The following is a 22,833-nucleotide window of genomic DNA, read 5'->3' as shown; positions in this document are numbered from 1 at the left end:
ACGGACGAGACTGCGAAGCACCACGGAACCGACGCACGAAGGAGTGATCGGCATGGCGGGCACGGGCGGACGGCCGAGCATCTACCCGACGCTGCTGTACGCGGACGCGAAGGCGGCGATCAGGCAGCTCACGGAGGCCTTCGGCTTCACCGAGCTGTCGCTGTACGAGACCGAGGACGGCACGGTGATGCACGCCGAGCTGGTCCAGGGCAACGGCGCGGTGATGGTCGGTTCCAAGGGCCGCGGGGGCCTCTTCGACACGGCGATGAAGGACGCGGGCCCCGCGGGGGTGTACGTCGTCGTGGACGACGTCGACGCCCACCACCAGCGGGCCCTGGAGCACGGCGCGGAGATCCTGATGCCCCCGACGGACCAGGACTACGGCGCGCGGGACTACCTGGCCCGGGACGCCGAGGGCAACATCTGGAGCTTCGGGACGTACGCCCCCGAGATCGGCGGCTGAGCGGCCCGCTCCCGGCGCCGGGAGGTCATCCCCCGGTGTGCACCTGGAAGGCGGCCCGGCGCACGGCCTTGGCGAGGGCGGGGTCGGGGTGCGCGGCGGCGAGCGCGACCAGGACCTGCACGGTGCGCGGGTGGCCCACGGCACGCACCTCGTCGAGCAGCGTGGGGACGGTGGGCTGCACCGCGGCCTCCAAGTGCCGCACCAGCATCTCCGTCTCGCCGTGGTCGGCGACGGCGGCGGCGGTGTCGACCCACAGCCAGGTGGCCTCCTCGCGGGTGAGGACCTCGTGGGCGTCCTCCGCGTCGACGCCGTCGTGCTCGGCGAGCCACAGCAGGGCGTACGGCCTGAGGGCCGGCTCGTCGAGGACCGCGCGGACGTCGGGCTCGGCGGGGGCGCCGACCACGCGCAGCGCCTCGAAGGCGAGGCCGCGCAGCAGGGCGTCCTCGCCGCGGGCGGCGTGGATGAGTTCACCGACGGCGCTGCCGACGGTGCGGGCGGCGAGCCAGGCCCGGTATTCGGCGCGGGCGGCGTTGGGGCGGAGCTGGGCGCAGCCGCGGAGCATGTCCTCGGCGGACTGCTCGATGTTGCCGGCGGGGCTCTGCGCGGCCACGCAGATCTGCTCCAGCTTGACCCAGACCGCCCAGCTGCCGAGCGGGGTGAGGGTGACGTCGCCGTCGCCGCGGGTGAGGGCGCCGACGGAGGCGAGGGCGTGGACGGCCCAGTCGAGGAGGGGGGCGAGCGGGGCGTCGTCGGCGGGCGCGGGCTCCGCCGGGCGCAGCTGCTCGGCCAGGCCGGCGGAGCCGGCGGCCCCGGAGGCGTAGGAGATCTCGCAGCGCTCGGTGCGGAGTTCGGTGACCCGCTGCTGGAGCAGGTCGAGCAGCTGCTCGACCGGGACGGGACCGGCGGACAGCTGGAGGAAGGAGAGCACCTGGGGCATGGCCGAGACGACCTCGGCGACGGTGGCGGGCTCGTGGTCCTCGGGTTCCGGGGAGGCGAGGGACCAGGCGTCGAAGAGGGCGACCCAGCCGCGCAGCACGGCGCTGTCGTCGCGGTCCCAGGCGCGCAGGCGCCAGCCGGGGCGCGCGCTGTCCCCGTGCACCTCGACGAGTCCGGCGAGTCGGGCGGTGTCCCAGTCGGCCCGGACCTGGGCGGCGGTCAGGCCGAGGTCGGCGGCGGCACGTTCGGCGGTCGCGTCGGAGAGGGTGGCCTTGCCGTCGGCGGTGGCGGCGCCGCTCCCGGGGCCGAGGGCGGCGTCGGCCCAGCGGGCGACGCGGACCGCGCCGGCCAGGCCGGTGCGCGCCATTCTGGCCAGTTCGGAGGGGGCCGGGGTGCCCTCCGGGGGCCGCGGGGCGGGGCGGCGTGGGCGCCGCTGGTTCACAGCTCTGGGGGCGGCGGCCAGGGGTCGCGGTCGGACGAGTCGAAGCCTGGAGTCGCGCGGGATACGGGACGTCACGGGTGCAGTCTTCCGGTTGACGGTCCGAAAACCCAAACGGAATGTCACGGGGGGCGACGGGGGTGGCCAATGCACGGGGTGCGGTGATGGGCGAGGAGACGTGATCCGGCCAGTCGTACGGCCCTAAACGGAACTGATGGAACCGGGGCTTCCGACTCGGGGTGGAGGGGCCGGGTCGCGCGCGTCGGGAGATGGCTCACATCAGCGGTATCAGGAAGCGGCGCAGGCGTTCCTCGTACGCCGCCGGGTCCACGTTCCACATCGCCCCGTGCGAGCCCTGCGCGACGGTGTGCAGGGCGACGCGGTCGGGGTGGCGGGCGGCGAGGTGGCGGGAGTACTCCCAGGGGGCCACCAGGTCGTCCGGGCCGTGGAAGATCAGGGTGGGCGCGGGCGGCGGGCCGGGATCGGCGTTGTCGGCGACCTGGTCGGCGGAGAGCCCGGCCCGGCCCTGCGCGGCCCGGACCGCGAGCGGCAGCAGGGGGCCGGGGATGTGGTGGGCGCGGGCCAGGGCGCGCAGCGTGGTCTCCCAGCTGAGCACCGGCGAGTCGAGGACGAGTCCGGCGACGCGCTCGCGCACCGGCGAGTGCTCGGCGGTGCGCAGGGCCATGGTGGCGCCGGTGGACCAGCCGAGGAGGACGACCCGGCGGGCGCCGTAGCGGACGGCGTAGCGGATCGCGGCGTCCACGTCGCGCCACTCGGTCTCGCCGAGGTGCCCGAGGCCGTCGGGCGGGCGCGGGGCGCCGGGGTCGCCGCGGTAGGCGAGGGCGAGGACGGGGAGGCGGCGCTCGTGCAGGAAGCGCATGACGTTCATGGCCTGCTCGCGGGTCGCGCCCAGGCCGTGGACCGCGATCACCCAGGTGTTCCGATGGCCCGGCACGAACCAGGCGGGCAGGGTGCCCAGTTCGCCGGGCACGTCGAGGTCGGTGTGGTCGAGGCCGAGGGCGGTGCCGGGGTTGCCGACGTACACGTTCGGGGTGAGCCACACCGCGTCGCCGGAGCCGAGGGTGCCGTGCGTGACGCGTTCGAGGCGGCGTACGACGGTGTCGGCGCTGTGCTCGGCCGACGCCAGCACGGCGCCGACGACCGCGTGGGAGCCGTTGCCGGCGAGGCCGTAGGTGCCGGGGCGCAGGGAGGCCAGGTCGCGGGTGAGGGTGATCCGGCCGGCCGCCGTCGCGTGCACGGTGAGCCGGGGCTCGGTGGGCAGGGGCCGGCCCGCGGGCGCCTTCAGCGCGGCATCACTGGCGAGCCGTCCGGCGGCCACGGAGGCCGCGCCGGCGGCCAGCACGGCGGTGAGTGCGGCGGCGGTCGCTTTGGCGGTGCGCACCCGTCCAGTGTCGTGGGGGTCGGCGAGGGCGGCCAGTGGAGCGAGGCACCTCCGGCGGTTCGGCGGTACGACACCTCCGACCGTTCGGCGGTACGACACCCAAGGCGGTGCGGGCCGGTTCGGCACCGCCGGACACGCACATCGTGGCTGACCGCCGCCGCGGCGGAGCACAAAGCTCTGCACCGGATGCCATCCGCACCGCACGGCGGGGAGGGGCACCTCGACACACGATCGAGGTCACCCCCGCCGGCCGTACCCCTTCGGGTCGTGGCTGACCGCCGCCCCGGCGGAGCACGACGCTCTGCGCCAGGAGGCCGTCCGTGTGGCACGGCGGGGATGGGTTCCCAGTCGCACGGTCGGGGTCACCCCCGCCCGCCGTACCCCCTTCAGGTCGTGGCTGACCGCCGCCCCGGCGGAGCACGACGCTCTCCACCGGGAGGCCGTCCGGGTCGCACGGCGGGGAGGGGTACCCCGTCGCAGGGTCGGGGTCACCCCTGTTGGCCGTAACCCTTCAGGCGGTCGGTGACCTCGGAGAGCTGGGGGTCGGTGAGGAGGGAGGGGGTGAGGCCGGGGATCGAGGAGGCCGTCAGCCAGAGCCGGCACATCCACTCCAGTTGGGCGGTGCGGTCGTAGGCCTGGTCGAGGGTGGTGCCGTAGGTGATGGTGCCGTGGTTCTGGAGGAGGCAGCCGGAGCGGTCGGTGAGGGCGCCCAGCATGTTCTCGGCCAGTTCGTCGGTGCCGTAGGTCGCGTAGGGGGCGACCCGGACGCGGCCGCCGAGGGCGCAGCTCATGTAGTGGATCGCGGGCAGCTCGGTCACAAGGGTGGAGACGGCCGTGGCGTGCACGGCATGGGTGTGGACGACGGCGCGGGCGTCCGTGGTGCGGTAGACGGCGAGGTGCATGGGCAGCTCGCTGGTCGGCACCAGCGTGCCGAGCACCTGTCGGCCGGTGAGGTCGACGCCTGTGATGTCGTCCGGGGTCAGCCGGTCGTAAGGCACGCCCGAGGGCGTGACCAGCACGGTGTCCCCGATCCGCGCCGAGACGTTGCCGGAGGTGCCGACGACCAGCCCGTCGGCAACCGTCCGCCGCGCCGTCGCGACCAGTTCCTCCCAGAGCCGTGCCTCTTCCCCGCCCGCCGTGCGCCGCTGTTCAGCCATGCGGCGATCCTGCCAGCCCGGCGCGTGGCGCACGGCGCGTCAGAGCGCAACAGATGCGCCGCCAAACGGGTGCATATAGCCGCGAAACATACGAAAAACGCCACCCGTTCCGTGATCACCGGCGTTGAATGATCCTCCTGCTCGCCGGACCCGTTTCGCCGCCACCGGAGGGACGCATGGCCAGTGATCACCCCTCTCTTTCCCGCCGCCGCGCGGGCGTCCTCGCGGCAGCCACCGCGGCACTCGCCCTCGCGGGCACCCAGACCGCGTCCGCCAGCGCGTCGGCGCCCGGGGCGGAACTGCCCCGCGGGCACGACGTGTCGTCCCATCAGAAGCACGTCGACTGGCCGGACGCCCGGTCGAGCGGCGCACGGTTCGTCTACGTCAAGGCGACCGAGTCCACGGCCTACCGCAACCCCTACTTCGCCCGGCAGTACGACGGCGCACGCCGGGCGGGGCTGATCCGGGGCGCGTACCACTTCGCCCGGCCGGACAAGTCCTCGGGCGCCCGGCAGGCCGCCTACTTCGTGCGGCACGGCGGCGACTGGCGGCCGGACGGACGCACGCTGCCGCCCGCGCTCGACATCGAGTACAACCCGTACGACCCGCACGACCCGTGCTACGGGCTGAGCCAGGAGGACATGGTCGACTGGATCCAGTCGTTCAGCGACGAGATCGAGGCGGAGACGGGCCGGCGCCCGGTGATCTACACCACCGCCCACTGGTGGAGCACCTGCACCGGCGACAGCCACGCGTTCGCCCGGAACCACCCCCTGTGGATCGCCAGCCACGGCGCGCCGGACCCGGGGTCGCTGCCGGGCGGCTGGTGGCACTGGACCTTCTGGCAGTACGGGACCAGGGGTGGCCTGCCGGGTGACCAGAATCTCTTCAACGGGCCCCAGAGCCGGCTGCGAGCCCTCGCGAGCGGCCGTTAGCCAAGGGGCGCCTGGGGCGCCGGGGCCCAAGCGGAACCAGGAGCCTCCATTCCCGACACCACCAGGTCTGTCTCAGTTCACCTTCCGTTCACCCAGGTTGCCTACGGTCCAACAGCCAATGACCTCGAACGATTGCCTGGGTAAATGGAAAACTTCTCGCTGATCCTCGCGATTGTGGTGGTAACCGCACTCGCGTTCGATTTCACGAACGGTTTTCACGACACCGCCAACGCGATGGCCACGACCATCTCGACCGGTGCGCTCAAGCCCAAGGTCGCGGTGGCCATGTCCGCCGCCCTCAACCTTGTAGGCGCTTTTCTCTCCGTGGAGGTCGCCAACACGATCTCCAAGGGTCTCGTCGATGAGAACGGCATCCGTCCCGAGGTCATCTTCGCCGCCCTCACCGGCGCGATCCTCTGGAACCTGATGACGTGGCTGGTAGGACTCCCCTCCAGCTCCTCGCACGCCCTGATGGGCGGCCTGGTCGGTGCCACCGTCGCCTCCGCGGGCTTCGGCGCCGTCCACGGTGACGTGCTGGTCACCAAGGTCCTGCTCCCGGCGGTCGCCGCCCCGATCGTGGCCGGTGTCGCGGCGATGCTCGCCACCCGCTTCTCCTACGGCATCGGCAAGAACGCCGACGGCGAGGCCACCCGCAAGGGCTACCGCGCCGGCCAGATCGCCTCCGCGGGCCTGGTCTCGCTCGCCCACGGCACCAACGACGCGCAGAAGACGATGGGCATCATCACCCTCGCGCTGATCGCGGGCGGTGCCATCGCCCCCGGTTCCAACCCTCCCACCTGGGTGATCCTCTCCGCGGGCCTGGCCATCGCGCTCGGCACCTACATCGGCGGCTGGCGCATCATCCGCACCATGGGCAAGGGCCTGACCGACCTGGAGCCGCAGCAGGGCTTCGCCGCGCAGACCAGCGCCGCCACGGCCATCCTGGCCTCCTCCCACCTCGGCTTCTCCCTCTCCACGACCCACGTCGTCTCCGGCTCGGTCATGGGTGCGGGCCTGGGCCGCAAGGGCGGTGTGGTCCGCTGGTCCACCGCGACCCGGATGTTCATCGCCTGGGGGCTGACCCTCCCGGCCGCCGCGCTGGTCGGCGCGGGCGCCGAGTCCGTCACCGACCTCGGTGACTGGGGCACCGCCGTCGTCGCCGTCTTCCTGGTCGCCGCCAGCGCCGCGATCTGGAAGTTCTCCCGCCGCGAGGTCGTCGACCACAGCAACGTCAACGACGTCGACGCCACTGAGCCGGCCGGCGTGGTGACCACCGCCATCGCCGCGGTGACCCCGCCCCCGGTGGGCACGGTCCCCGAGGACCTGACGGCCACGATCCCGGCTCCGGCCGCCGACGCCTCCGCCAACGCCGCCCCGGCCACCCCGCCGGCCGCCGCGGTCTGACCCCGAGCACACCCCGGTTACCGAAGGAAGCATCATGAAGATCGACTGGGCGGCTCTCGGCTCCGTCTTCGGCGTCAGCCTGGCGTTCACCGTCGGCCTGGTGGCCCTGTTCACCCTCGGCGTGAACGGCCTGTCCCGCAAGGAGAAGGCCGCGGCGCAGGGCGACTCCGCCGCCCTGGCCGTGACCGGCGCCTACGTCTGCTTCGCGGCCTGCGCTGCGGCAGTGGCGTACGGCATCTACCTGATCATGAACAAGGCCTGATCACGAGCAAGGTCTGACCGACCGTCCGAAAGGCTCCTCCCCGGTGTGCTCCGGGGAGGAGCCTTTCGTCTGTCCGCGGCCCCCTGGTGTGGGACTCAGCACACTCTCCCCGCGCAGGTCAACGGCAAGTTGACGGCCCTTCCGGGAGCGTGGTGGACTGCCCAGGCCATGTACGGCGGCAGGAGAGGAAGCCGGTGCGAATCCGGCGCGGTCCCGCCACTGTCACCGGGGAAGAAACCCCGGGAGCCAGGAACTCTCACCGCCGGTCTCGTCGAACCAGGGCGTGGACACCCTGAGTGAGGACATATCGCCATGCTCGGCTGCCGATCGAGAACCCGCACCAGGACTGCCCCCCTTCCCACGGCCGGCTGAGCCGATGGGTGCCGATCGCTCGTACGCGTACGGCGCCGCCGCCGGCCTCCTGGGCGACCTGCTCCTCGGCGATCCGCGCCGCGGGCATCCCGTCGCCGTGTTCGGTCGTGCGGCCGGTGCCGTGGAGGGCGCGTTGTGGCACGACCACCGCGGCTGGGGTGCGCTGCACACCGCCGTGTGCGCCGGAGGCGCCGTCGCTCTGGGTGCCGTGGCCGAGCGCGCCGTACGCCGCTCTCCCGCCGCCCGCGTCGCGCTGACCGCTGCCGCCACCTGGTCCGTCGTCGGCGGCACCTCGCTGGCCCGGGAGGCCCGGATCATCGGACGCGCCCTGGAGGCCGGGGATCTGACGGCCGCCCGGGCACGGCTGCCGCACCTGTGCGGCCGGGATCCAGGGGCCCTCGACGCCGACGGGATCGCCCGGGCGGTCGTCGAGTCGGTCGCCGAGAACACCTCCGACGCCGTCGTGGGCGCGCTGGTGTGGGGCGCGGTCGGCGGGGTGCCGGGGCTGGTCGGGTTCCGGGCCGTCAACACCCTCGACGCGATGGTGGGCCACAAGTCCCCCCGCCTGCGCCGCTTCGGCTGGGCCTCCGCCCGCCTGGACGACGTCGCCGGCTGGCCGGGCGCCCGGCTCACCGCCGTGCTCGCCACGCTCGCCGGACCCGACCCTCGCGGCGCCCTACGGGCGTGGCGGGCGGACGCGGCCAATCATCCGAGCCCCAACGCCGGGCCCGTCGAAGCCTCGTTCGCGGGCGCCCTCGGCGTGCGGCTGGGCGGGACGCTGTCCTACGGCGGGCGCGTCGAACACCGGCCCGTGCTCAACGGGGACGCCGGACGGGCCGTCCGGGTCACCGACATCGACCGGGCCGTACGGCTCTCCCGCCGCGTCGGCCTGCTCGCGCTCGGCACCACGGTCGCCGCGCGCCTCCTGGTCCAGAGCGCCAAGAGCCTGAAGGGACGTGGCAAGTGAACGGTGGTCTCCTCGTCGCCGGCACCACCTCCGACGCCGGCAAGAGCGTCGTGACGGCCGGGATCTGCCGCTGGCTGGTCCGCCAGGGCGTCAAGGTGGCGCCGTTCAAGGCGCAGAACATGTCCCTCAACTCGTTCGTGACGAGGGAGGGCGCGGAGATAGGGCGGGCGCAGGCCATGCAGGCCCAGGCCTGTCGCGTCGAGCCGACCGCGCTCATGAACCCCGTGCTGCTCAAGCCCGGCGGCGAGCAGAGCAGCCAGGTGGTGCTGCTGGGCAAGCCGGTGGGCGAGCTGAGCGCACGCGGGTATCACGGGGGGCGCCAGCAGAAGCTCCTCGGCACGGTGTTGGACTGCCTGGCCGAGTTGCGGGGCACGTATGACGCGGTGATCTGTGAGGGGGCCGGTTCGCCCGCCGAGATCAATCTGCGGCGCACCGACATCGTCAACATGGGGATCGCGCGGAACGCGCGCCTTCCCGTCCTCGTCGTCGGCGACATCGACCGCGGCGGCGTCTTCGCCTCCTTCTTCGGCACCGTCGCCCTGCTCTCGCCCGAGGACCAGGAACTGGTCGCCGGGTTCCTGGTCAACAAGTTCCGCGGGGACGCCAGCCTGCTGGAACCCGGCCTGGACATGCTGCACGGGCTCACCGGACGGCACACCTACGGCGTGCTCCCGTTCCGGCACGGCCTCGGCATCGACGAGGAGGACGGACTCCGGGTCTCGCTGCGCGGCACCGTCCGCGAGTCGACGGTGACTCCCCCGGTCGGCGAGGACGTCCTGCGCGTCGCCGTCTGCGCGATCCCGCTCATGTCCAACTTCACCGACGTGGACGCGCTGGCCGCCGAACCGGGCGTCGTGGTGCGGTTCGTGGACCGGCCCGAGGAGCTGGCGGACGCCGACCTCGTGGTGATCCCGGGGACTCGGGGGACGGTCAAGGCTCTCGCGTGGCTGCGGGAGCGGGGGCTGGCGGACGCCCTCGCCGCACGGGCCGCGGAAGGGCGCCCCATTCTCGGCGTCTGCGGTGGCTTCCAGATCCTCGGCGAGCACATCGAGGACGAGGTCGAGTCGCGCGCCGGCGCCGTCCCCGGGCTCGGCCTGCTGCCCGTGCGGGTGCGATTCGCCCGCGAGAAGACCCTCACCCGGCCGGCCGGGGAAGCCCTCGGAGAGCGGGTCGAGGGGTACGAGATCCACCACGGGGTCGCCTCCGTAGCGGGCGGCGAACCCTTCTTGGACGGCTGCCGGGTCGGCCACACCTGGGGCACGCACTGGCACGGTTCGCTGGAGTCGGACGGCTTCCGGCGGGCTTTCCTGCGCGAGGTGGCGGCCGCCGCGGGCCGCCGCTTCGTGCCCGCCCCGGACACCTCGTTCGCCGCGCTGCGCGAGGAGCAGCTCGACCGGCTCGGCGACCTGATCGAACAGCACGCGGACACGGACGCGCTCTGGCGGCTCATCGAGTCGGGCGCGCCGCAAGGACTGCCTTTCATTCCACCGGGAGCGCCCGCATGAGCACAGTGTTGTTGTTGTCGACCGCCGACACCGATCTCCTGGCGGCCCGGGCGTCCGGCGCCGGCTACCGCATCGGCAACCCGACCCGCGTCGACGTCACCGGCGAGCTGCCGGGCCTGATCGAGGGCGCCGACATCGCGGTCGTACGGCTGCTGGGCGGCAAGCGCGCCTGGGAGGACGGGCTGGCCGCGCTGAAGGCGTCCGGGATCCCGACCGTGCTGCTGGGCGGCGAGACCGTGCCGGACGCCGAGCTGATGGCCGAGTCGTCGGTGCCGGCGGGCGTCGTGGCGGAGGCGCTGACGTACCTCGTCGAGGGCGGCCCGGCGAACCTGCTGGAGCTGTCCCGGTTCCTGTCGGACACCGTGCTGCTGACCGGCGAGGGGTTCGAAGGGCCGCGCAGGATGCCCGAGTTCGGGGTGCACGGCGCGTACGAGATCCGTGACGGCCGGCCGACCGTGGGCGTGCTCTTCTACCGGGCGCACGAACTGAGCGGCAACACCGCCTTCGTGGACACCCTGTGCGCGGCGATCGAGGCGCGCGGCGCCAACGCCCTTCCCGTGTACTGCGGTTCGCTGCGCGGCGCGGACGCCGGGCTGTACGAGCTGCTGGGGACGGCGGACGCGCTGATCGCCACCGTGCTCGCGGCCGGCGGCACCCATGCCTCGGAGGCCTCGGCGGGCGGCGACGAGGAGTCCTGGGACATCGGCGCCCTCGCCGACCTGAACATCCCCGTGCTGCAGGGCCTCTGCCTCACCTCCTCGCGGACGGCCTGGGACGAGTCCGACGCCGCGCTCTCCCCCATGGACGCGGCGATGCAGGTCGCGATCCCGGAGTTCGACGGCCGGCTGATCACCGTGCCGTTCTCCTTCAAGGAGCAGGGCCCGGACGACGTGCCGGTGTACGTCGCCGACCCCGAGCGGGCCGGACGCGTCGCCGGGATCGCGGTGCGGCACGCACGGCTCAGGCACAAGCCGAACGCCGACAAGAAGCTCGCGCTGGTCTTCACCGCCTACCCGACCAAGCACTCCCGCGTCGGCAACGCGGTCGGCCTCGACACGCCCGCGTCGGCCGTGCGCGTCCTGGACGCCCTCAAGCAGGCCGGCTACGGCGTCACGGCATACCCGGACAACGGCGACGAGTTGATCCACCGGCTCATCGAGGCCGGCGGCCACGACGTCGAGTGGCTCACGGAGGACCAGCTGGCGGCCGCGCCCGCGCGCGTGCCGCTCGCCGACTACCAGGCGTGGTTCGAGAAGCTCGACCCCGAACTGCGGGACGCCATGCGGGAGGCGTGGGGTGAGCCGCCGGGGTCGCTGTACGTCGACGGCGACGACATCGTGCTGGCCTCCCTCCAGTTCGGGAACGTCGTGGTCATGATCCAGCCGCCGCGCGGCTTCGGCGAGAACCCGATCGCGATCTACCACGACCCCGACATGCCGCCCTCGCACCACTACATGGCGGCGTACCGGTGGCTGGAAAACTCGTTCGGCGCGGACGCGATCGTGCACATGGGCAAGCACGGCACGATGGAGTGGCTGCCCGGCAAGGGACTCGGTCTCAGCAGGGGCTGCGCACCGGACGCGGTCCTCGGCGACCTGCCGCTGATCTACCCGTTCATCGTCAACGACCCCGGCGAGGGCACCCAGGCCAAGCGACGCGGGCACGCCACGGTCGTCGACCACCTGGTCCCGCCGATGGCGCGGGCCGACACCTACGGCGACCTGGCCAAGCTGGAGCAGCTGCTGGACGAGTACGCGCTCGTCTCCGACCTGGACCCGACGAAGGCCCCGGCCGTGCGCGCGCAGATCTGGACGCTGGTCAAGGCGGCCGAGCTCCACCACGACCTGCATGTGGACGAGCAGCCGGACGACGACGACTTCGACGAGTTCGTCATGCACATCGACGGCTATCTGTGCGAGATCAAGGACGTGCAGATCCGCGACGGCCTGCACATCCTCGGCGGAGCTCCGGTCGCCGAGCCCCGCGTGAACCTCGTCCTCGCCGTGCTGCGCGCCTCCCAGGTGTGGGGCGGGCAGGCGAACGCGCTGCCGGGGCTGCGGGCCTCGCTGGCGGCGCACTTCGGGCTCGTGGAGAAGGAGCTGCTGGCCGAGCCGGGCGCGCCGGTGAAGGTGCCGGTGGAGCTGACGGACCTGGTGGAGGGTCCGGCACGTACGGCGTCCGACGCGATCGACCTGCTGGAGCAGCTGTGCCGGCGGCTCGCGGAGGGCATGGAGGCCCGTGACTGGGCGGCCGCCGAGAGCGCGCCGCTGGTCCGCGAGGTCCTGGGCACCGAACTCCCTGACGCGGTCGCGGTGCTGGAGTTCGCCTGCACCGAGGTGGTCCCCCGGCTCGCCCGCACGACCGACGAGATCGGGCACATCCTGCGCGCGCTGGACGGCGGTTACGTCCCGGCGGGCCCCTCGGGCTCCCCGACCCGCGGTCTGGTCAACGTGCTGCCGACCGGCCGCAACTTCTACTCCGTCGACCCCAAGGCCATTCCGTCCAGGCTGAGCTGGGAGGTCGGCCAGTCGCTCGCCGACTCGCTGGTCCAGCGGTACCTCCAGGACACGGGTGAATACCCGAAGTCGGTCGGCCTCACGGTCTGGGGCACGTCCGCCATGCGCACCCAGGGCGACGACATCGCCGAGATCCTGGCGCTGCTGGGCTGCCGCCCGGTGTGGGACGACGCCTCGCGCCGGGTGACGGGGTTCGAGGTGATTCCCCTGACGGAGCTGGGCCGGCCGCGCATCGACGTCACGGTCCGGATCTCCGGGTTTTTCCGGGACGCGTTCCCGCATGTGGTCGGGCTGATCGACGACGCGGTACGGGCGGTCGCCGAGCTGGCCGAACCGGCCGAATCCAACTACGTGCGGGCGCACGTGGACGAGGACGCGGCCGAGCACGGTGACCGCCGACGCGCCACGGCCCGTATCTTCGGCTCGAAGCCGGGGGCGTACGGCGCCGGTCTGCTGCCGCTGATCGACGCCCGCAACTGGCGCTCCGACGCCGACCTGGCCGAGGTGTACGCGGTATGGGGCGGTTACGCGTACGGGCGCGGGCTCGACGGGCGGGCGGCACGCGGGGACATGGAGACCGCGTTCAAGCGGATCGCGGTGGCGGCGAAGAACGTCGACACCCGTGAGCACGACCTGGTCGACGCCGACGACTACTTCCAGTACCACGGCGGCATGGTCGCGATGGTCCGGCACCTGACCGGCGCCAACCCCGAGGCGTACGTGGGCGACAGCGCCGTACCGGACCAGGTGAAGACCCGCACGCTGGGCGAGGAGACCCACCGGGTCTTCCGGGCGCGCGTGGTCAACCCCCGCTGGATGGCGGCCATGCGCCGGCACGGCTACAAGGGCGCCTTCGAGATGGCGGCGACCGTCGACTACCTGTTCGGGTACGACGCCACGGCCGGCGTCGTGGACGACTGGATGTACGAGAAGCTCAGCGCGGAGTACGTCTTCGACCCGGAGAACCGGGACTTCATGAAGCAGTCCAACCCCTGGGCGCTGCGCGGCATCACCGAACGGCTGCTTGAGGCGGCGGACCGAGGGCTGTGGGCGGAGCCGGACGCGGACACGCTGGAGCGGCTGCGCGCCACCTACCTGGAGCTGGAAGGCGACTTGGAGGGCGACCAGTGACCACCCCCTTTCCCTTTACGGCCGTCGTCGGCCAGGACGACCTGCGGCTCGCGCTGCTGCTGAACGCCGTGTCCCCGGCGGTGGGCGGTGTGCTGGTGCGCGGCGAGAAGGGCACGGCCAAGTCGACGGCGGTGCGGGCGCTTTCCGCGCTGATGCCCGAGCTGGACGTGGTGGCCGGATGCCGGTTCTCCTGTGACCCCGGCTCCCCCGACCCCGCCTGCCCGGACGGGCCGCACGAGCCGGGGGCCTTCGAGACCCGGCCGGCGCGCATGGTGGAGCTGCCCGTCGGGGCGTCCGAGGACCGGCTGGTCGGTGCCCTGGACATCGAGCGGGCGCTCGCGGAGGGCGTGAAGGCCTTCGAACCGGGCCTGCTGGCCGACGCGCACCGCGGGATCCTGTACGTCGACGAGGTGAACCTGCTCCATGACCACCTGGTCGACCTGCTGCTGGACGCGGCGGCGATGGGCGCCTCCTACGTCGAGCGCGAGGGCGTGTCCGTGCGGCACGCGGCCCGCTTCCTGCTCGTCGGCACGATGAACCCGGAGGAGGGCGAGCTACGGCCGCAGCTCCTCGACCGGTTCGGGCTGACCGTGGAGGTCGCGGCCTCGCGGGAGCCGGATCAGCGGGTGGAGGTCGTGCGGCGCAGGCTGGCGTACGACGACGATCCGTCCGGCTTCGCCGCGCGGTGGGCCGGCGAGGAGGCCGCCGTACGGCAACGGATCGTGGCGGCGCGGGAGTTGCTGCCGCAGGTGCGGCTGGGCGACGGCGCGCTGCGGCAGATCGCGGCGACCTGTGCCGCCTTCGAGGTGGACGGCATGCGGGCCGACATCGTGATGGCGCGTACGGCGACCGCGCTGGCCGCGTGGGCCGGGCGGACCGATGTCCTCGCGGAGGACGTCCGGCAGGCCGCGCTGCTGGCGTTGCCGCACCGGCGGCGGCGGAATCCGTTCGACGCGCCGGGGCTCGACGAGGACAAGCTGGACGAGACGCTGGAGCAGTTCTCCGGAGAAGGCGACGACGATCCGGACCCCGACGGGCCCGGTGGCGGCGGTGGGCAGCCGGCGCCCGACAGCGGTCCTCAGGGCGACGGTGGGAGCGCCGCGCGGCCCGAGGCCGGTGAGGGCGGGCAGCCGCAGGCGTCCGGTGCGCAGGAGCAGTCGGCCGTACGGGCCGCCGAGCCGTTCCGCACCAAGGTGCTGAGCGTGCCCGGCATCGGTGAGGGTGCCGCCGGAAGGCGCTCGCGGGCGCGTACCGAGCATGGGCGGACCACCGGGGCCCGGCGGCCGCGAGGGACGTTGACCAAGCTGCATCTCGCCGCGACCGTGCAGGCCGCCGCCCCGCACCAGCGGGCGCGGGGGCGGTCCGGGCCGGGGCTGGTGATCCGGCGGGACGATCTGCGGCAGGCGACCCGCGAGGGGCGCGAGGGGAATCTCGTGCTGTTCGTGGTCGACGCGTCCGGGTCGATGGCGGCGCGGCAGCGGATGAGTGCCGTGAAGGGTGCCGTGCTGTCGCTGCTGCTGGACGCGTACCAGCGGCGGGACAAGGTGGGGCTGGTGACGTTCCGGGGCGCGGCGGCCGAGGTCGCGCTGCCGCCGACCTCGTCGGTGGACGCGGCGGCGGCCCGGCTGGAGTCGCTGCCGACGGGTGGCCGTACGCCGCTCGCGGCCGGGCTGCTCAAGGCGCACGAGGTGCTGCGGGTGGAGCGGCTGCGGGATCCGGCGCGGCGGGCGCTGCTGGTCGTGGTGACGGACGGACGGGCCACCGGTGGCCCGGAGCCGGTCGCGCTGGCCGGGCGTGCGGCGCGGTTGTTCGCGGCCGAGGGGGTCGCCTCCGTGGTCGTGGACTGCGAGTCGGGGCCGGTGCGGCTCGGGCTCGCGGGGCAGCTCGCGGGTGAGCTGGGCGGTACGGCGGTGACGCTGGACGAGCTGCGGGCGGACTCGATCGCCGGGCTGGTGCGGGACGTGCAGGGCAACGGCAACAGGAGGGCCGCGTAATGCCGCAGGGACAGCCGAGTGTGGTTCCGGACGACGGTCTGACGACCCGGCAGCGGCGCAACCGCCCGCTGGTCGTCGTCCACACGGGCGTCGGCAAGGGCAAGTCCACCGCCGCGTTCGGTCTCGCGCTGCGCGCCTGGAACCAGGGGTGGCCGATCGGGGTGTTCCAGTTCGTCAAGTCGGCGAAGTGGAAGGTCGGCGAGGAGCGGGCGCTGCGCGTGCTCGGCGACTCCGGCGAGGGCGGGAGCGTCGCCTGGCACAAGATGGGCGAGGGCTGGTCCTGGGTCCAGCGGGACGCCCAGATGGACAACGAGGAGAAGGCCCGGGAGGGCTGGGAGCAGGTCAAGCGGGACCTGGCGGCCGAGACGTACCGGCTGTACGTGCTGGACGAGTTCGCGTACCCGATGCACTGGGGGTGGGTGGACACGGACGAGGTCGTGGAGGTGCTGCGGAACCGGCCGGGGACCCAGCATGTGGTGATCACCGGGCGGAACGCGCCGGAGAAGCTGGTGGACTTCGCCGACCTCGTCACCGACATGTCCAAGGTCAAGCACCCCATGGACGTGGGGCAGAAGGGCCAGAGGGGCATCGAGTGGTGACGTCCGTTCCCCGGCTGGTCGTCGCCGCGCCGTCGTCCGGCAGCGGCAAGACCACCGTCGCCACGGGGCTGATGGCCGCGTTCGCCGCGCGGGGGCTCGCCGTGTCCCCGCACAAGGTCGGGCCGGACTACATCGACCCCGGGTATCACGCGCTCGCCACCGGTCGGGTGGGGCGGAACCTGGACGCGTACCTGTGCGGGCCGGAGCTGGTCGCTCCGTTGTTCCTGCACGGGGCGCGGGGGTGCGATCTCGCGGTCGTCGAGGGCGTGATGGGGCTGTACGACGGGGCGGCGGGCGAGGGGGAACTCGCGTCCACGGCTCATGTCGCCAAATTGCTGCGGGCGCCGGTGGTGCTGGTCGTGGACGCGTCGTCGCAGTCCCGGTCGGTGGCGGCGCTGGTGCACGGGTTCGCGTCCTGGGATCCGGAGGTGCGGGTCGGGGGCGTGATCCTGAACAAGGTCGGGTCGGACCGGCATGAGGCGTTGCTGCGGGAGGCGCTGGACCAGGCGGGGGTTCCTGTTCTCGGGGTGCTGCGGCGCGTGGCTCAGGTGGACACGCCGTCGCGGCATCTCGGTCTCGTGCCGGTGGCGGAGCGGCGGACCGATGCCGTGGACGCGGTGGCCGCGATGGCCGCGCAGGTCGAGCAGGGGTGCGATCTCGAGGCTCTGCTGGGGCTGGCCCGGAGTGCGGGAGCGTTGTCCTGTCCTCCGTGGGAACCGCCCGTCACCACAGCGGAGAAGCGTGCCGTGGTCGCCGTGGCCGGCGGCCCCGCCTTCACCTTCTCCTATGCCGAGCACACCGAGCTGCTCACCGCCGCCGGTGCCGAGGTCGTCACCTTCGATCCGCTGCGGGACGAGGAACTTCCCGAGGGGACGGCTGGGTTGGTCGTCGGTGGCGGGTTTCCCGAGGTGTACGCCGCCGAGCTGTCCGCCAACGAACCGCTGCGGAAGGCCGTCGCCGAACTGGCGCTGAGCGGTGCTCCCGTCGCCGCCGAGTGCGCGGGACTGCTCTATCTCTGCCGGGAGCTGGACGGGAAGCCCATGTGCGGCGTGCTCGACGCCTCCGCGCGGATGAGTGAGCGGCTGACTCTCGGCTACCGGGAGGCGGTGGCCGTCGGGGACAGTGTGCTGGCGGTGGCCGGGACGCGGATGCGGGGGCACGAGTTTCACCGGACGGTCGTCGAGCCCGGCGCCGGTGCCGCTCCCGCCTGGGGGATCACCGCCCCGGCGCGGCGGGTCGAAGGTTTTGTACAGCAGGGCGTGCACGCGAGTTATCTGCACACGCACTGGGCGTCCGAGCCCGGTGTGGCCCGTCGGTTCGTGGAGAGGTGCCGGACGTCATGAGCAGCAGGCTGGTCGGAGTCGGGGTCGGTCCCGGTGACCCGGAGCTGGTGACCGTCAAGGGGGTCAACGCGCTGCGCGCGGCGGACGTCGTCGTCGTACCGGTGATGGACACCGGGGAGCGGGGACGGGCCGAGGCGACCGTGTTGCACTACGTGCCCGAGGAGAAGGTCGTCCGGGTGGTGTTCGCGCTGAACGAGCGGACCGACCGGGCGCGCCGGGAGGCGGCCTGGGACGCGGCGGGCGAGCGGGTCGCCGGGCTGCTGGGCGCCCATGGGTCCGTCGCGTTCGCCACCATCGGGGATCCCAACGTGTACTCGACGTTCACGTATCTCGCGCAGACCATCGTGGAGCTGGTCCCCGGTGTCGTCGTCGAGACGGTGCCCGGGATCACCGCCATGCAGGACCTGGCGGCCAGGTCCGGGGCCGTCCTGACCGAGGGCACCGAGCCGCTGACGCTGGTGCCGGTGACGGCGGGCTCGGCGGTGCTGAAGGAGGCGCTGGCCGGACCGGGGACCGTGGTGGCGTACAAGTTCGGGCGGCAGGCCGGCGAGGTAGCCGAGGCGCTGCGGGAGACCGGCCGGATCGGGGACGCGGTGTGGGGGTCGGCGCTCGGCCTGCCGGAGGAGTCGGTCCGGCCGGCCGCCGAGCTCGGCGGGGAGCCGCTTCCCTACCTCTCCACGCTGATCGCGCCTCCGCGGCGCGACGGCGGACGCGGCGGAAAGCTGTGAACCGGCCGGTGCACGCGGCCGCCGTCGGCCTGGTGGGGTCAGCCGCCCGAGACGCCGACCACCAGCCAGATGAAGGCCGCGCCCGCCACGGTGCACAGCACGGTGGAGTGGGCGGGGTGTTCGTGGTGGGCCTCGGGGAGGATCTCGGCGGCGGCGAGGTAGAGCAGCACGCCGCCGAAGAGGCCGAGATAGCCGCCGAGCACCGGTTCCGGGATGTGGAAGAAGGCGGTCGACAGGGCGCCCACGAGGGGTGCGAGGGCGTCGGCCACGAGCATGCCGATCGCCCGGCGGCGCGCGTTGCCGTACAGGTTCGTGATGGTGAAGGTGTTGAAGCCGTCGGCGAAGTCGTGCGCGATCACGGCGAGCGCGACGGAGGTGCCCATGCCGCCGCCGACCTGGAAGGCCGCGCCGATGGCCACGCCGTCCATGGCGCTGTGGCCGACCATCGCGGAGGCCGCCGTCAGGCCCACCTCGGGCGCCCTGTGGTTGTGCTCGTCGCCGCCGTGCGCCGCCCGCCGGGCGGCCAGCGTGCGCTCCACGAGGTGGGCCAGCAGAAAGCCGGTCACGAACAGCAGCAGGGCCGCGGGTACGCCGAAGATCTCCCTGCCTGCCGCGTGCAGCGCCTCCGGCAGCAGGTCCAGGCCGACCACGCCCAGCATCAGTCCGCCGGCCAGGCCCAGGACCAGGTGCCGACGGTCGGTCACGCGCTGTGCCGTCCAGCCGCCGGCCAGCGTCATCAGGAACGCGCCGAGCGCGACGAAGACCGCCATAGGGCCTTGCTATCCGATGAAGGCGCCTTCGCGCACATCCGGCACCGCCGAAACCCATCCAAACCGTGACACTCACCCCCGTCGACCCATGACACTCACCCCCCGTCGACACTCACGCCCCTGCTGATTCGCGTTTCCGTACGAGAGGAACCCTTCCCATGGCCGATGCCCCCACCGGCAAGGTGACGTTCGTCGGTGCCGGCCCCGGCGCCGCCGATCTGCTGACGTTCCGCGCCGCGCGCGCGATCGCCGAGGCGGACGTGGTGATCTGGGCGGCCAGCCTGGTCCAGGCCGAGGTCCTGGAGCACGCGCGCGAGGACGCGGAGATCCTGGACTCGGCGGCCATGTCCCTGGAGGACGTCGTGGCCGTCTACCGGCGGGCCCGCGCCGAGGGCCTGAAGGTCGCGCGCATCCACTCCGGCGACCCGGCGCTGTGGGGCGGCACGCAGGAGCAGCTGGACCGGTGTGCGGAGATCGGGATCGCGACGGAGGTCGTCCCGGGTGTCTCCTCCTTCTCCGCCGTCGCCGCGCTCGCGCAGCGCGAGCTGACCATCCCGGAGGTCGCCCAGTCGGTGGTCCTCACCCGGCTCGGCGGCGGCAAGACGCCGATGCCGCCCGGCGAGGAGGTGCGCGAGTTCGCCCGGCACGGCACCACGATGGCGATCTTCCTGTCGGCGGCCCGCAGCGGCCAGCTGGTGCGGGAGCTGCTGGAGGGCGGATACCCGACGGACACCCCGGTCGTCGTCGCCTACCAGGCGACCTGGCCGGAGGAACTGGTCGCGCGGTGCACGATCGGCACGCTGGAGGAGACGGTCAAGGAGCACAAGCTCTGGAAGCACACGCTCTTCCTGGTCGGTCCGGCCCTGGGCGCCCACGGGACGCGTTCGCACCTGTACCACCCGGGTCACTTCCACGGGTACCGCAAGGCCGACCCGGAGGCGCGGCGGGCCCTGCGCGAGCAGAGGGCGAAGAGTTGATCACCGTCGTCGGAACGGGGACGGGCGCGGGCGCGCCGGTTCCCGAGGACGTGCTCGCCGGGGCCGCCCTGGTGGTCGGCGGACGGCGGCATCTGGACGCGGTCCGGCTGCCCGAGGGCGCGGAGCGGATCGTGCTCGGGCCGCTGGCGCCTGCTCTGGACGCGATCGGCGCGTACGTCGGCAAGGAGCTGCCGGTGGTCGTGCTGGCCTCCGGTGATCCCGGGTTCTTCGGGATCGTGCGGGCGCTGGCCGAACGGTTCGGGGCGGGGCGGCTGGACGTGCGGCCGGGGGTGTCGTCGGTGGCCACCGCGTTCGCGCGGATCGGGCTGCCGTGGGACGACGCGGTCGTGGTGAGCGCGCACGGGCGTGACCTGCGGACTGCGGTCAACGTGTGCCGGGCGCACCCGAAGGTGGCGGTGCTGACCGGGCCGGGGTCCGGGCCCGCCGAGCTGGGAGCGCGGCTCGCGGGCGGCGACCGGGTGCTCGTCGTAGCGAGCGCGCTCGGCGATCCGGAGCGCGAGCGCGTGGAGCGGGTGACGCCCGCCGAGGCCGCGGCCCGGGACTGGGGCACGGCGGTGAGCGTCGTGCTGTGCCTGGACGAGGCGCGGGCGCTCGGGGCCGTGCGCACGGTCGCCGGGGTGCCCGAGGGGCCTGCCCGTTGGGCCCTGGAGGAGGACGCGTTCGCGCACCGGGACTCGATGATCACCAAGTTCGAGGTGCGGGCGCTGGCCCTCGCCCGGCTCGGGCCGCGCCTGGGCGACCTGGTGTGGGACGTCGGCGCGGGCTCCGGCTCGGTGGCCGTGGAGTGCGCGCGGCTCGGCGCGGCCGTCGTCGCCGTCGAGAAGACCCCGGACGGGGTCGGGCGGATCCGCGCCAACGCGGACGCGCACGGCGTCGACGTACGCGTGCTGCACGGCGAGGCCCCGGCCGCGCTGTCCGGCCTGCACGACGATCCCGACGCCGTGTTCGTCGGCGGCGGGGGCCGGGACCTGCCCGCCGTCGTCGGCGCGTGCGCGCGGCGGGCGCGGCGCACCGTGGTCGTCGCGATGGCCGCGCTGGACCGGGTGCCGGCGGCGCGCGAGGCGTTGACGAGCGCCGGTTTCGACTGCGACGGAGTGCTGCTGCAGTCGTCCCGACTGGCCCCGCTGCCGGGTGACGTGACCCGGCTGGCGGCCACCAATCCCGTTTTCCTGCTGTGGGGCGTCAGAACCCCGGCATCCAGTGAAGGAGTTGCTCAGTGATCGGCCTCATTTCCGCCACCGCGGCGGGGGCGGCGGCGCGCGACCGGCTGGCCGCGGCCTGGCCGGACCGTACGCGGGTGTACGACGGCCCGGTCGGGGAGGCCGTACGGGCCGCGTTCGCCGAGTGCGAGCAGCTGGTGTGCTTCCTGGCGACGGGCGCGACGGTACGGCTGCTCGCCCCGCTGCTCGGCGACAAGGCCGCCGACCCGGGCGTGGTGTGCGTGGACGAGGGCGTCCGGTTCGCGGTGTCGCTGGTCGGCGGGCACGGCGGCGGCGCCAATGAACTCGCCCGCGCGGTTGGCGCGTTGCTGGGCGCCGAGCCGGTGGTGACGACGGCGACGGACGCCGTCGGGCTGCCGGGGCTCGACACGCTCGGGTTCCCGTACGAGGGGTCGGTGGCGACGGTGTCGCGGGCCCTGCTGGACGGCGAACCGGTGGCCCTGGAGGCCGAGTTGGCGTGGCCGCTGCCGCCGCTGCCGACGTCGGAGCAGGGGTCGTACACCGTCCGGCTGACCGACCGGGCCGTCGAACCGGGCGAGCGGGAGGTGCTGCTGCGGCCGCCGTCGCTGGTCGTGGGGGTGGGTGCCTCCAGCGGCGCGCCGGCCGAGGAGGTGCTGGGGCTGATCGAGGACGCGCTGCGGGAGGCGGGGCTGTCGGCCCGGTCGGTGGCCGAACTCGCCACCGTGGACGCCAAGTCGGAGGAGCCGGGCATCGTGGCCGCCGCCGGGCGGCTGGGGGTGCCGCTGGTGACGTATCCGGCCGAGGAGCTGGCGGCCGTCGAGGTGCCCAACCCGTCCGGCGCGCCGCTCGCGGCCGTCGGCACCCCCTCCGTGGCGGAGGCGGCGGCGCTGGTGCGCGGTGGTGAACTCCTCGTGCCGAAGCGGAAGTCCGTGCGTGCCGACGGCCGGCCGGCCATGGCGACCTGTGCCGTCGTACGGCGTCCGGGGCGCGGGCGGCTCGCGGTGGTCGGGCTCGGCCCGGGCGCCCGGGACCTGCTCACGCCGCGCGCGGCCGAGGAGCTGCGGCGGGCGTCCGTGCTGGTGGGGCTCGACCAGTACGTCGACCAGATCCGCGATCTGCTGCGGCCGGGCACCCGGGTGCTGGAGTCGGGGCTCGGCGCGGAGGAGGAGCGGGCCCGTACGGCGGTCGCGGAGGCCCGCAAGGGGCATGCGGTGGCGCTGATCGGCAGCGGGGACGCGGGCGTGTACGCCATGGCCTCCCCCGCGCTCGCCGAGGCGTCCGACGACATCGACGTGGTCGGTGTGCCGGGCGTGACGGCGGCGCTGGCGGCCGGGGCGATCCTGGGCGCGCCGCTGGGCCACGACCATGTGTCGATCAGCCTGTCCGACCTGCACACGCCGTGGGAGGTCATCGAGCGGCGGGTGCGGGCGGCGGCCGAGGCGGACATCGTGGTCACCTTCTACAACCCGCGTTCCCGGGGCCGCGACTGGCAGCTGCCGAAGGCGCTGGCGATCCTCGCCGAACACCGGGAACCGGCGACGCCCGTCGGTGTCGTGCGCAACGCCTCGCGGTCGGACGAGTCGAGCCGGGTCACGACGCTCGCCGCGCTGGACCCGGCGACGGTCGACATGATGACGGTCGTCACCGTGGGCAACACCGCGACCCGGAACATCGCCGGGCGCATGGTGACCCCGCGCGGCTACCGCTGGCAGGAGGGCGCCCGGTGAACCC

General features: G+C 73.7%; 18 protein-coding genes and 1 riboswitch. Of the genes, 14 read left to right on the top strand and 4 right to left on the bottom strand.

From position 1 onward, the window contains the following. Nucleotides 1-52: 52 nt before the first annotated feature. The gene (locus ABZ865_RS05435; RefSeq protein WP_361224099.1) at nucleotides 53-463 is read left to right on the top strand and encodes a VOC family protein; all 411 of its coding nucleotides are present in this window, start codon (nucleotides 53-55) and stop codon (nucleotides 461-463) included. A gap of 25 nt (nucleotides 464-488) precedes the next feature. Here the strand turns inward: ABZ865_RS05435 and ABZ865_RS05430 are convergent, their stop codons facing one another. The 3 genes from ABZ865_RS05430 to ABZ865_RS05420 form a co-directional block, all read right to left on the bottom strand. After that, nucleotides 489-1,916, bottom strand: a complete 1,428-nt coding sequence (locus tag ABZ865_RS05430; RefSeq protein ID WP_361224096.1) for a hypothetical protein — start codon at nucleotides 1,914-1,916, stop codon at nucleotides 489-491. Between the two features lie 196 nt (nucleotides 1,917-2,112). Then, nucleotides 2,113-3,240 carry an alpha/beta fold hydrolase gene (locus ABZ865_RS05425; RefSeq protein ID WP_361224093.1) on the bottom strand — a complete coding sequence of 376 codons (1,128 nt, stop codon included), beginning with the start codon at nucleotides 3,238-3,240 and terminating at the stop codon, nucleotides 2,113-2,115. A 488-nt stretch (nucleotides 3,241-3,728) separates the two neighbouring features. Continuing rightward, nucleotides 3,729-4,397, bottom strand: a complete 669-nt coding sequence (locus tag ABZ865_RS05420; RefSeq protein ID WP_361224090.1) for a class II aldolase/adducin family protein — start codon at nucleotides 4,395-4,397, stop codon at nucleotides 3,729-3,731. Between the two features lie 176 nt (nucleotides 4,398-4,573). On the opposite strand from ABZ865_RS05420, the gene ABZ865_RS05415 reads away from it, so the two are divergent. From ABZ865_RS05415 to cobI, 10 genes are all read left to right on the top strand, one after another. Next, the gene (locus ABZ865_RS05415; RefSeq protein ID WP_361224087.1) at nucleotides 4,574-5,332 is read left to right on the top strand and encodes a lysozyme; all 759 of its coding nucleotides are present in this window, start codon (nucleotides 4,574-4,576) and stop codon (nucleotides 5,330-5,332) included. A 144-nt stretch (nucleotides 5,333-5,476) separates the two neighbouring features. Further along, nucleotides 5,477-6,736 (top strand): inorganic phosphate transporter, encoded by a 1,260-nt coding sequence (locus ABZ865_RS05410; protein ID WP_361224085.1) that lies wholly within the window; start codon nucleotides 5,477-5,479, stop codon nucleotides 6,734-6,736. Nucleotides 6,737-6,770: 34 nt separating this feature from the next. After that, nucleotides 6,771-6,998: a hypothetical protein gene (locus ABZ865_RS05405; RefSeq protein ID WP_361224082.1), complete on the top strand. Its 228-nt coding sequence runs from the start codon at nucleotides 6,771-6,773 to the stop codon at nucleotides 6,996-6,998. A gap of 135 nt (nucleotides 6,999-7,133) precedes the next feature. Further along, a riboswitch (cobalamin riboswitch) is annotated at nucleotides 7,134-7,275 on the top strand. 99 nt (nucleotides 7,276-7,374) lie between these two features. Continuing rightward, nucleotides 7,375-8,337 carry a cobalamin biosynthesis protein gene (locus ABZ865_RS05400; protein WP_361224079.1) on the top strand — a complete coding sequence of 321 codons (963 nt, stop codon included), beginning with the start codon at nucleotides 7,375-7,377 and terminating at the stop codon, nucleotides 8,335-8,337. Beyond that, nucleotides 8,334-9,842 carry a cobyric acid synthase gene (locus tag ABZ865_RS05395; protein WP_361224076.1) on the top strand — a complete coding sequence of 503 codons (1,509 nt, stop codon included), beginning with the start codon at nucleotides 8,334-8,336 and terminating at the stop codon, nucleotides 9,840-9,842. Before ABZ865_RS05400 ends, ABZ865_RS05395 begins: the two co-directional genes overlap by 4 nt. Continuing rightward, the gene (cobN, locus tag ABZ865_RS05390; protein ID WP_361224072.1) at nucleotides 9,839-13,489 is read left to right on the top strand and encodes a cobaltochelatase subunit CobN; all 3,651 of its coding nucleotides are present in this window, start codon (nucleotides 9,839-9,841) and stop codon (nucleotides 13,487-13,489) included. Before ABZ865_RS05395 ends, cobN begins: the two co-directional genes overlap by 4 nt. Beyond that, nucleotides 13,486-15,483 (top strand): putative cobaltochelatase, encoded by a 1,998-nt coding sequence (locus ABZ865_RS05385; RefSeq protein WP_361224069.1) that lies wholly within the window; start codon nucleotides 13,486-13,488, stop codon nucleotides 15,481-15,483. Before cobN ends, ABZ865_RS05385 begins: the two co-directional genes overlap by 4 nt. Then, nucleotides 15,483-16,082 carry a cob(I)yrinic acid a,c-diamide adenosyltransferase gene (cobO, locus tag ABZ865_RS05380; protein ID WP_361224065.1) on the top strand — a complete coding sequence of 200 codons (600 nt, stop codon included), beginning with the start codon at nucleotides 15,483-15,485 and terminating at the stop codon, nucleotides 16,080-16,082. The genes ABZ865_RS05385 and cobO overlap by 1 nt, the downstream gene beginning before the upstream one ends. Then, a complete protein-coding gene (locus ABZ865_RS05375) occupies nucleotides 16,076-17,425 on the top strand; it encodes a cobyrinate a,c-diamide synthase (RefSeq protein ID WP_361224061.1) in 1,350 nt (449 codons plus the stop codon). Before cobO ends, ABZ865_RS05375 begins: the two co-directional genes overlap by 7 nt. Continuing rightward, nucleotides 17,422-18,153 carry a precorrin-2 C(20)-methyltransferase gene (cobI, locus tag ABZ865_RS05370; protein WP_361224058.1) on the top strand — a complete coding sequence of 244 codons (732 nt, stop codon included), beginning with the start codon at nucleotides 17,422-17,424 and terminating at the stop codon, nucleotides 18,151-18,153. Before ABZ865_RS05375 ends, cobI begins: the two co-directional genes overlap by 4 nt. 38 nt (nucleotides 18,154-18,191) lie before the next feature. Here the strand turns inward: cobI and ABZ865_RS05365 are convergent, their stop codons facing one another. Beyond that, entirely contained in the window at nucleotides 18,192-18,923 is a 732-nt protein-coding gene (locus ABZ865_RS05365; protein ID WP_361224055.1) for a ZIP family metal transporter, read from the bottom strand. A 158-nt stretch (nucleotides 18,924-19,081) separates the two neighbouring features. On the opposite strand from ABZ865_RS05365, the gene cobM reads away from it, so the two are divergent. The 3 genes from cobM to cobJ are packed head-to-tail and all read left to right on the top strand — an operon-like array spanning nucleotide 19,082 to nucleotide 22,829. Continuing rightward, complete coding sequence (gene cobM / locus ABZ865_RS05360) at nucleotides 19,082-19,900, top strand: precorrin-4 C(11)-methyltransferase (RefSeq protein WP_361224052.1); 819 nt, start codon at nucleotides 19,082-19,084, stop codon at nucleotides 19,898-19,900. Continuing rightward, complete coding sequence (cbiE, locus tag ABZ865_RS05355; RefSeq protein WP_361224049.1) at nucleotides 19,897-21,141, top strand: precorrin-6y C5,15-methyltransferase (decarboxylating) subunit CbiE; 1,245 nt, start codon at nucleotides 19,897-19,899, stop codon at nucleotides 21,139-21,141. The genes cobM and cbiE overlap by 4 nt, the downstream gene beginning before the upstream one ends. Continuing rightward, nucleotides 21,138-22,829, top strand: a complete 1,692-nt coding sequence (cobJ, locus tag ABZ865_RS05350) for a precorrin-3B C(17)-methyltransferase (RefSeq protein WP_361224047.1) — start codon at nucleotides 21,138-21,140, stop codon at nucleotides 22,827-22,829. The genes cbiE and cobJ overlap by 4 nt, the downstream gene beginning before the upstream one ends. The last annotated feature ends 4 nt before the right edge of the window (nucleotides 22,830-22,833 follow it).

It is taken from the genome of Streptomyces sp. NPDC047085, assembly GCF_040643735.1.
GTDB lineage: Bacteria > Actinomycetota > Actinomycetes > Streptomycetales > Streptomycetaceae > Streptomyces.
Note: the sequence above shows the minus strand (reverse complement) of the source record. Positions and strands in the feature narration are given on the sequence as shown.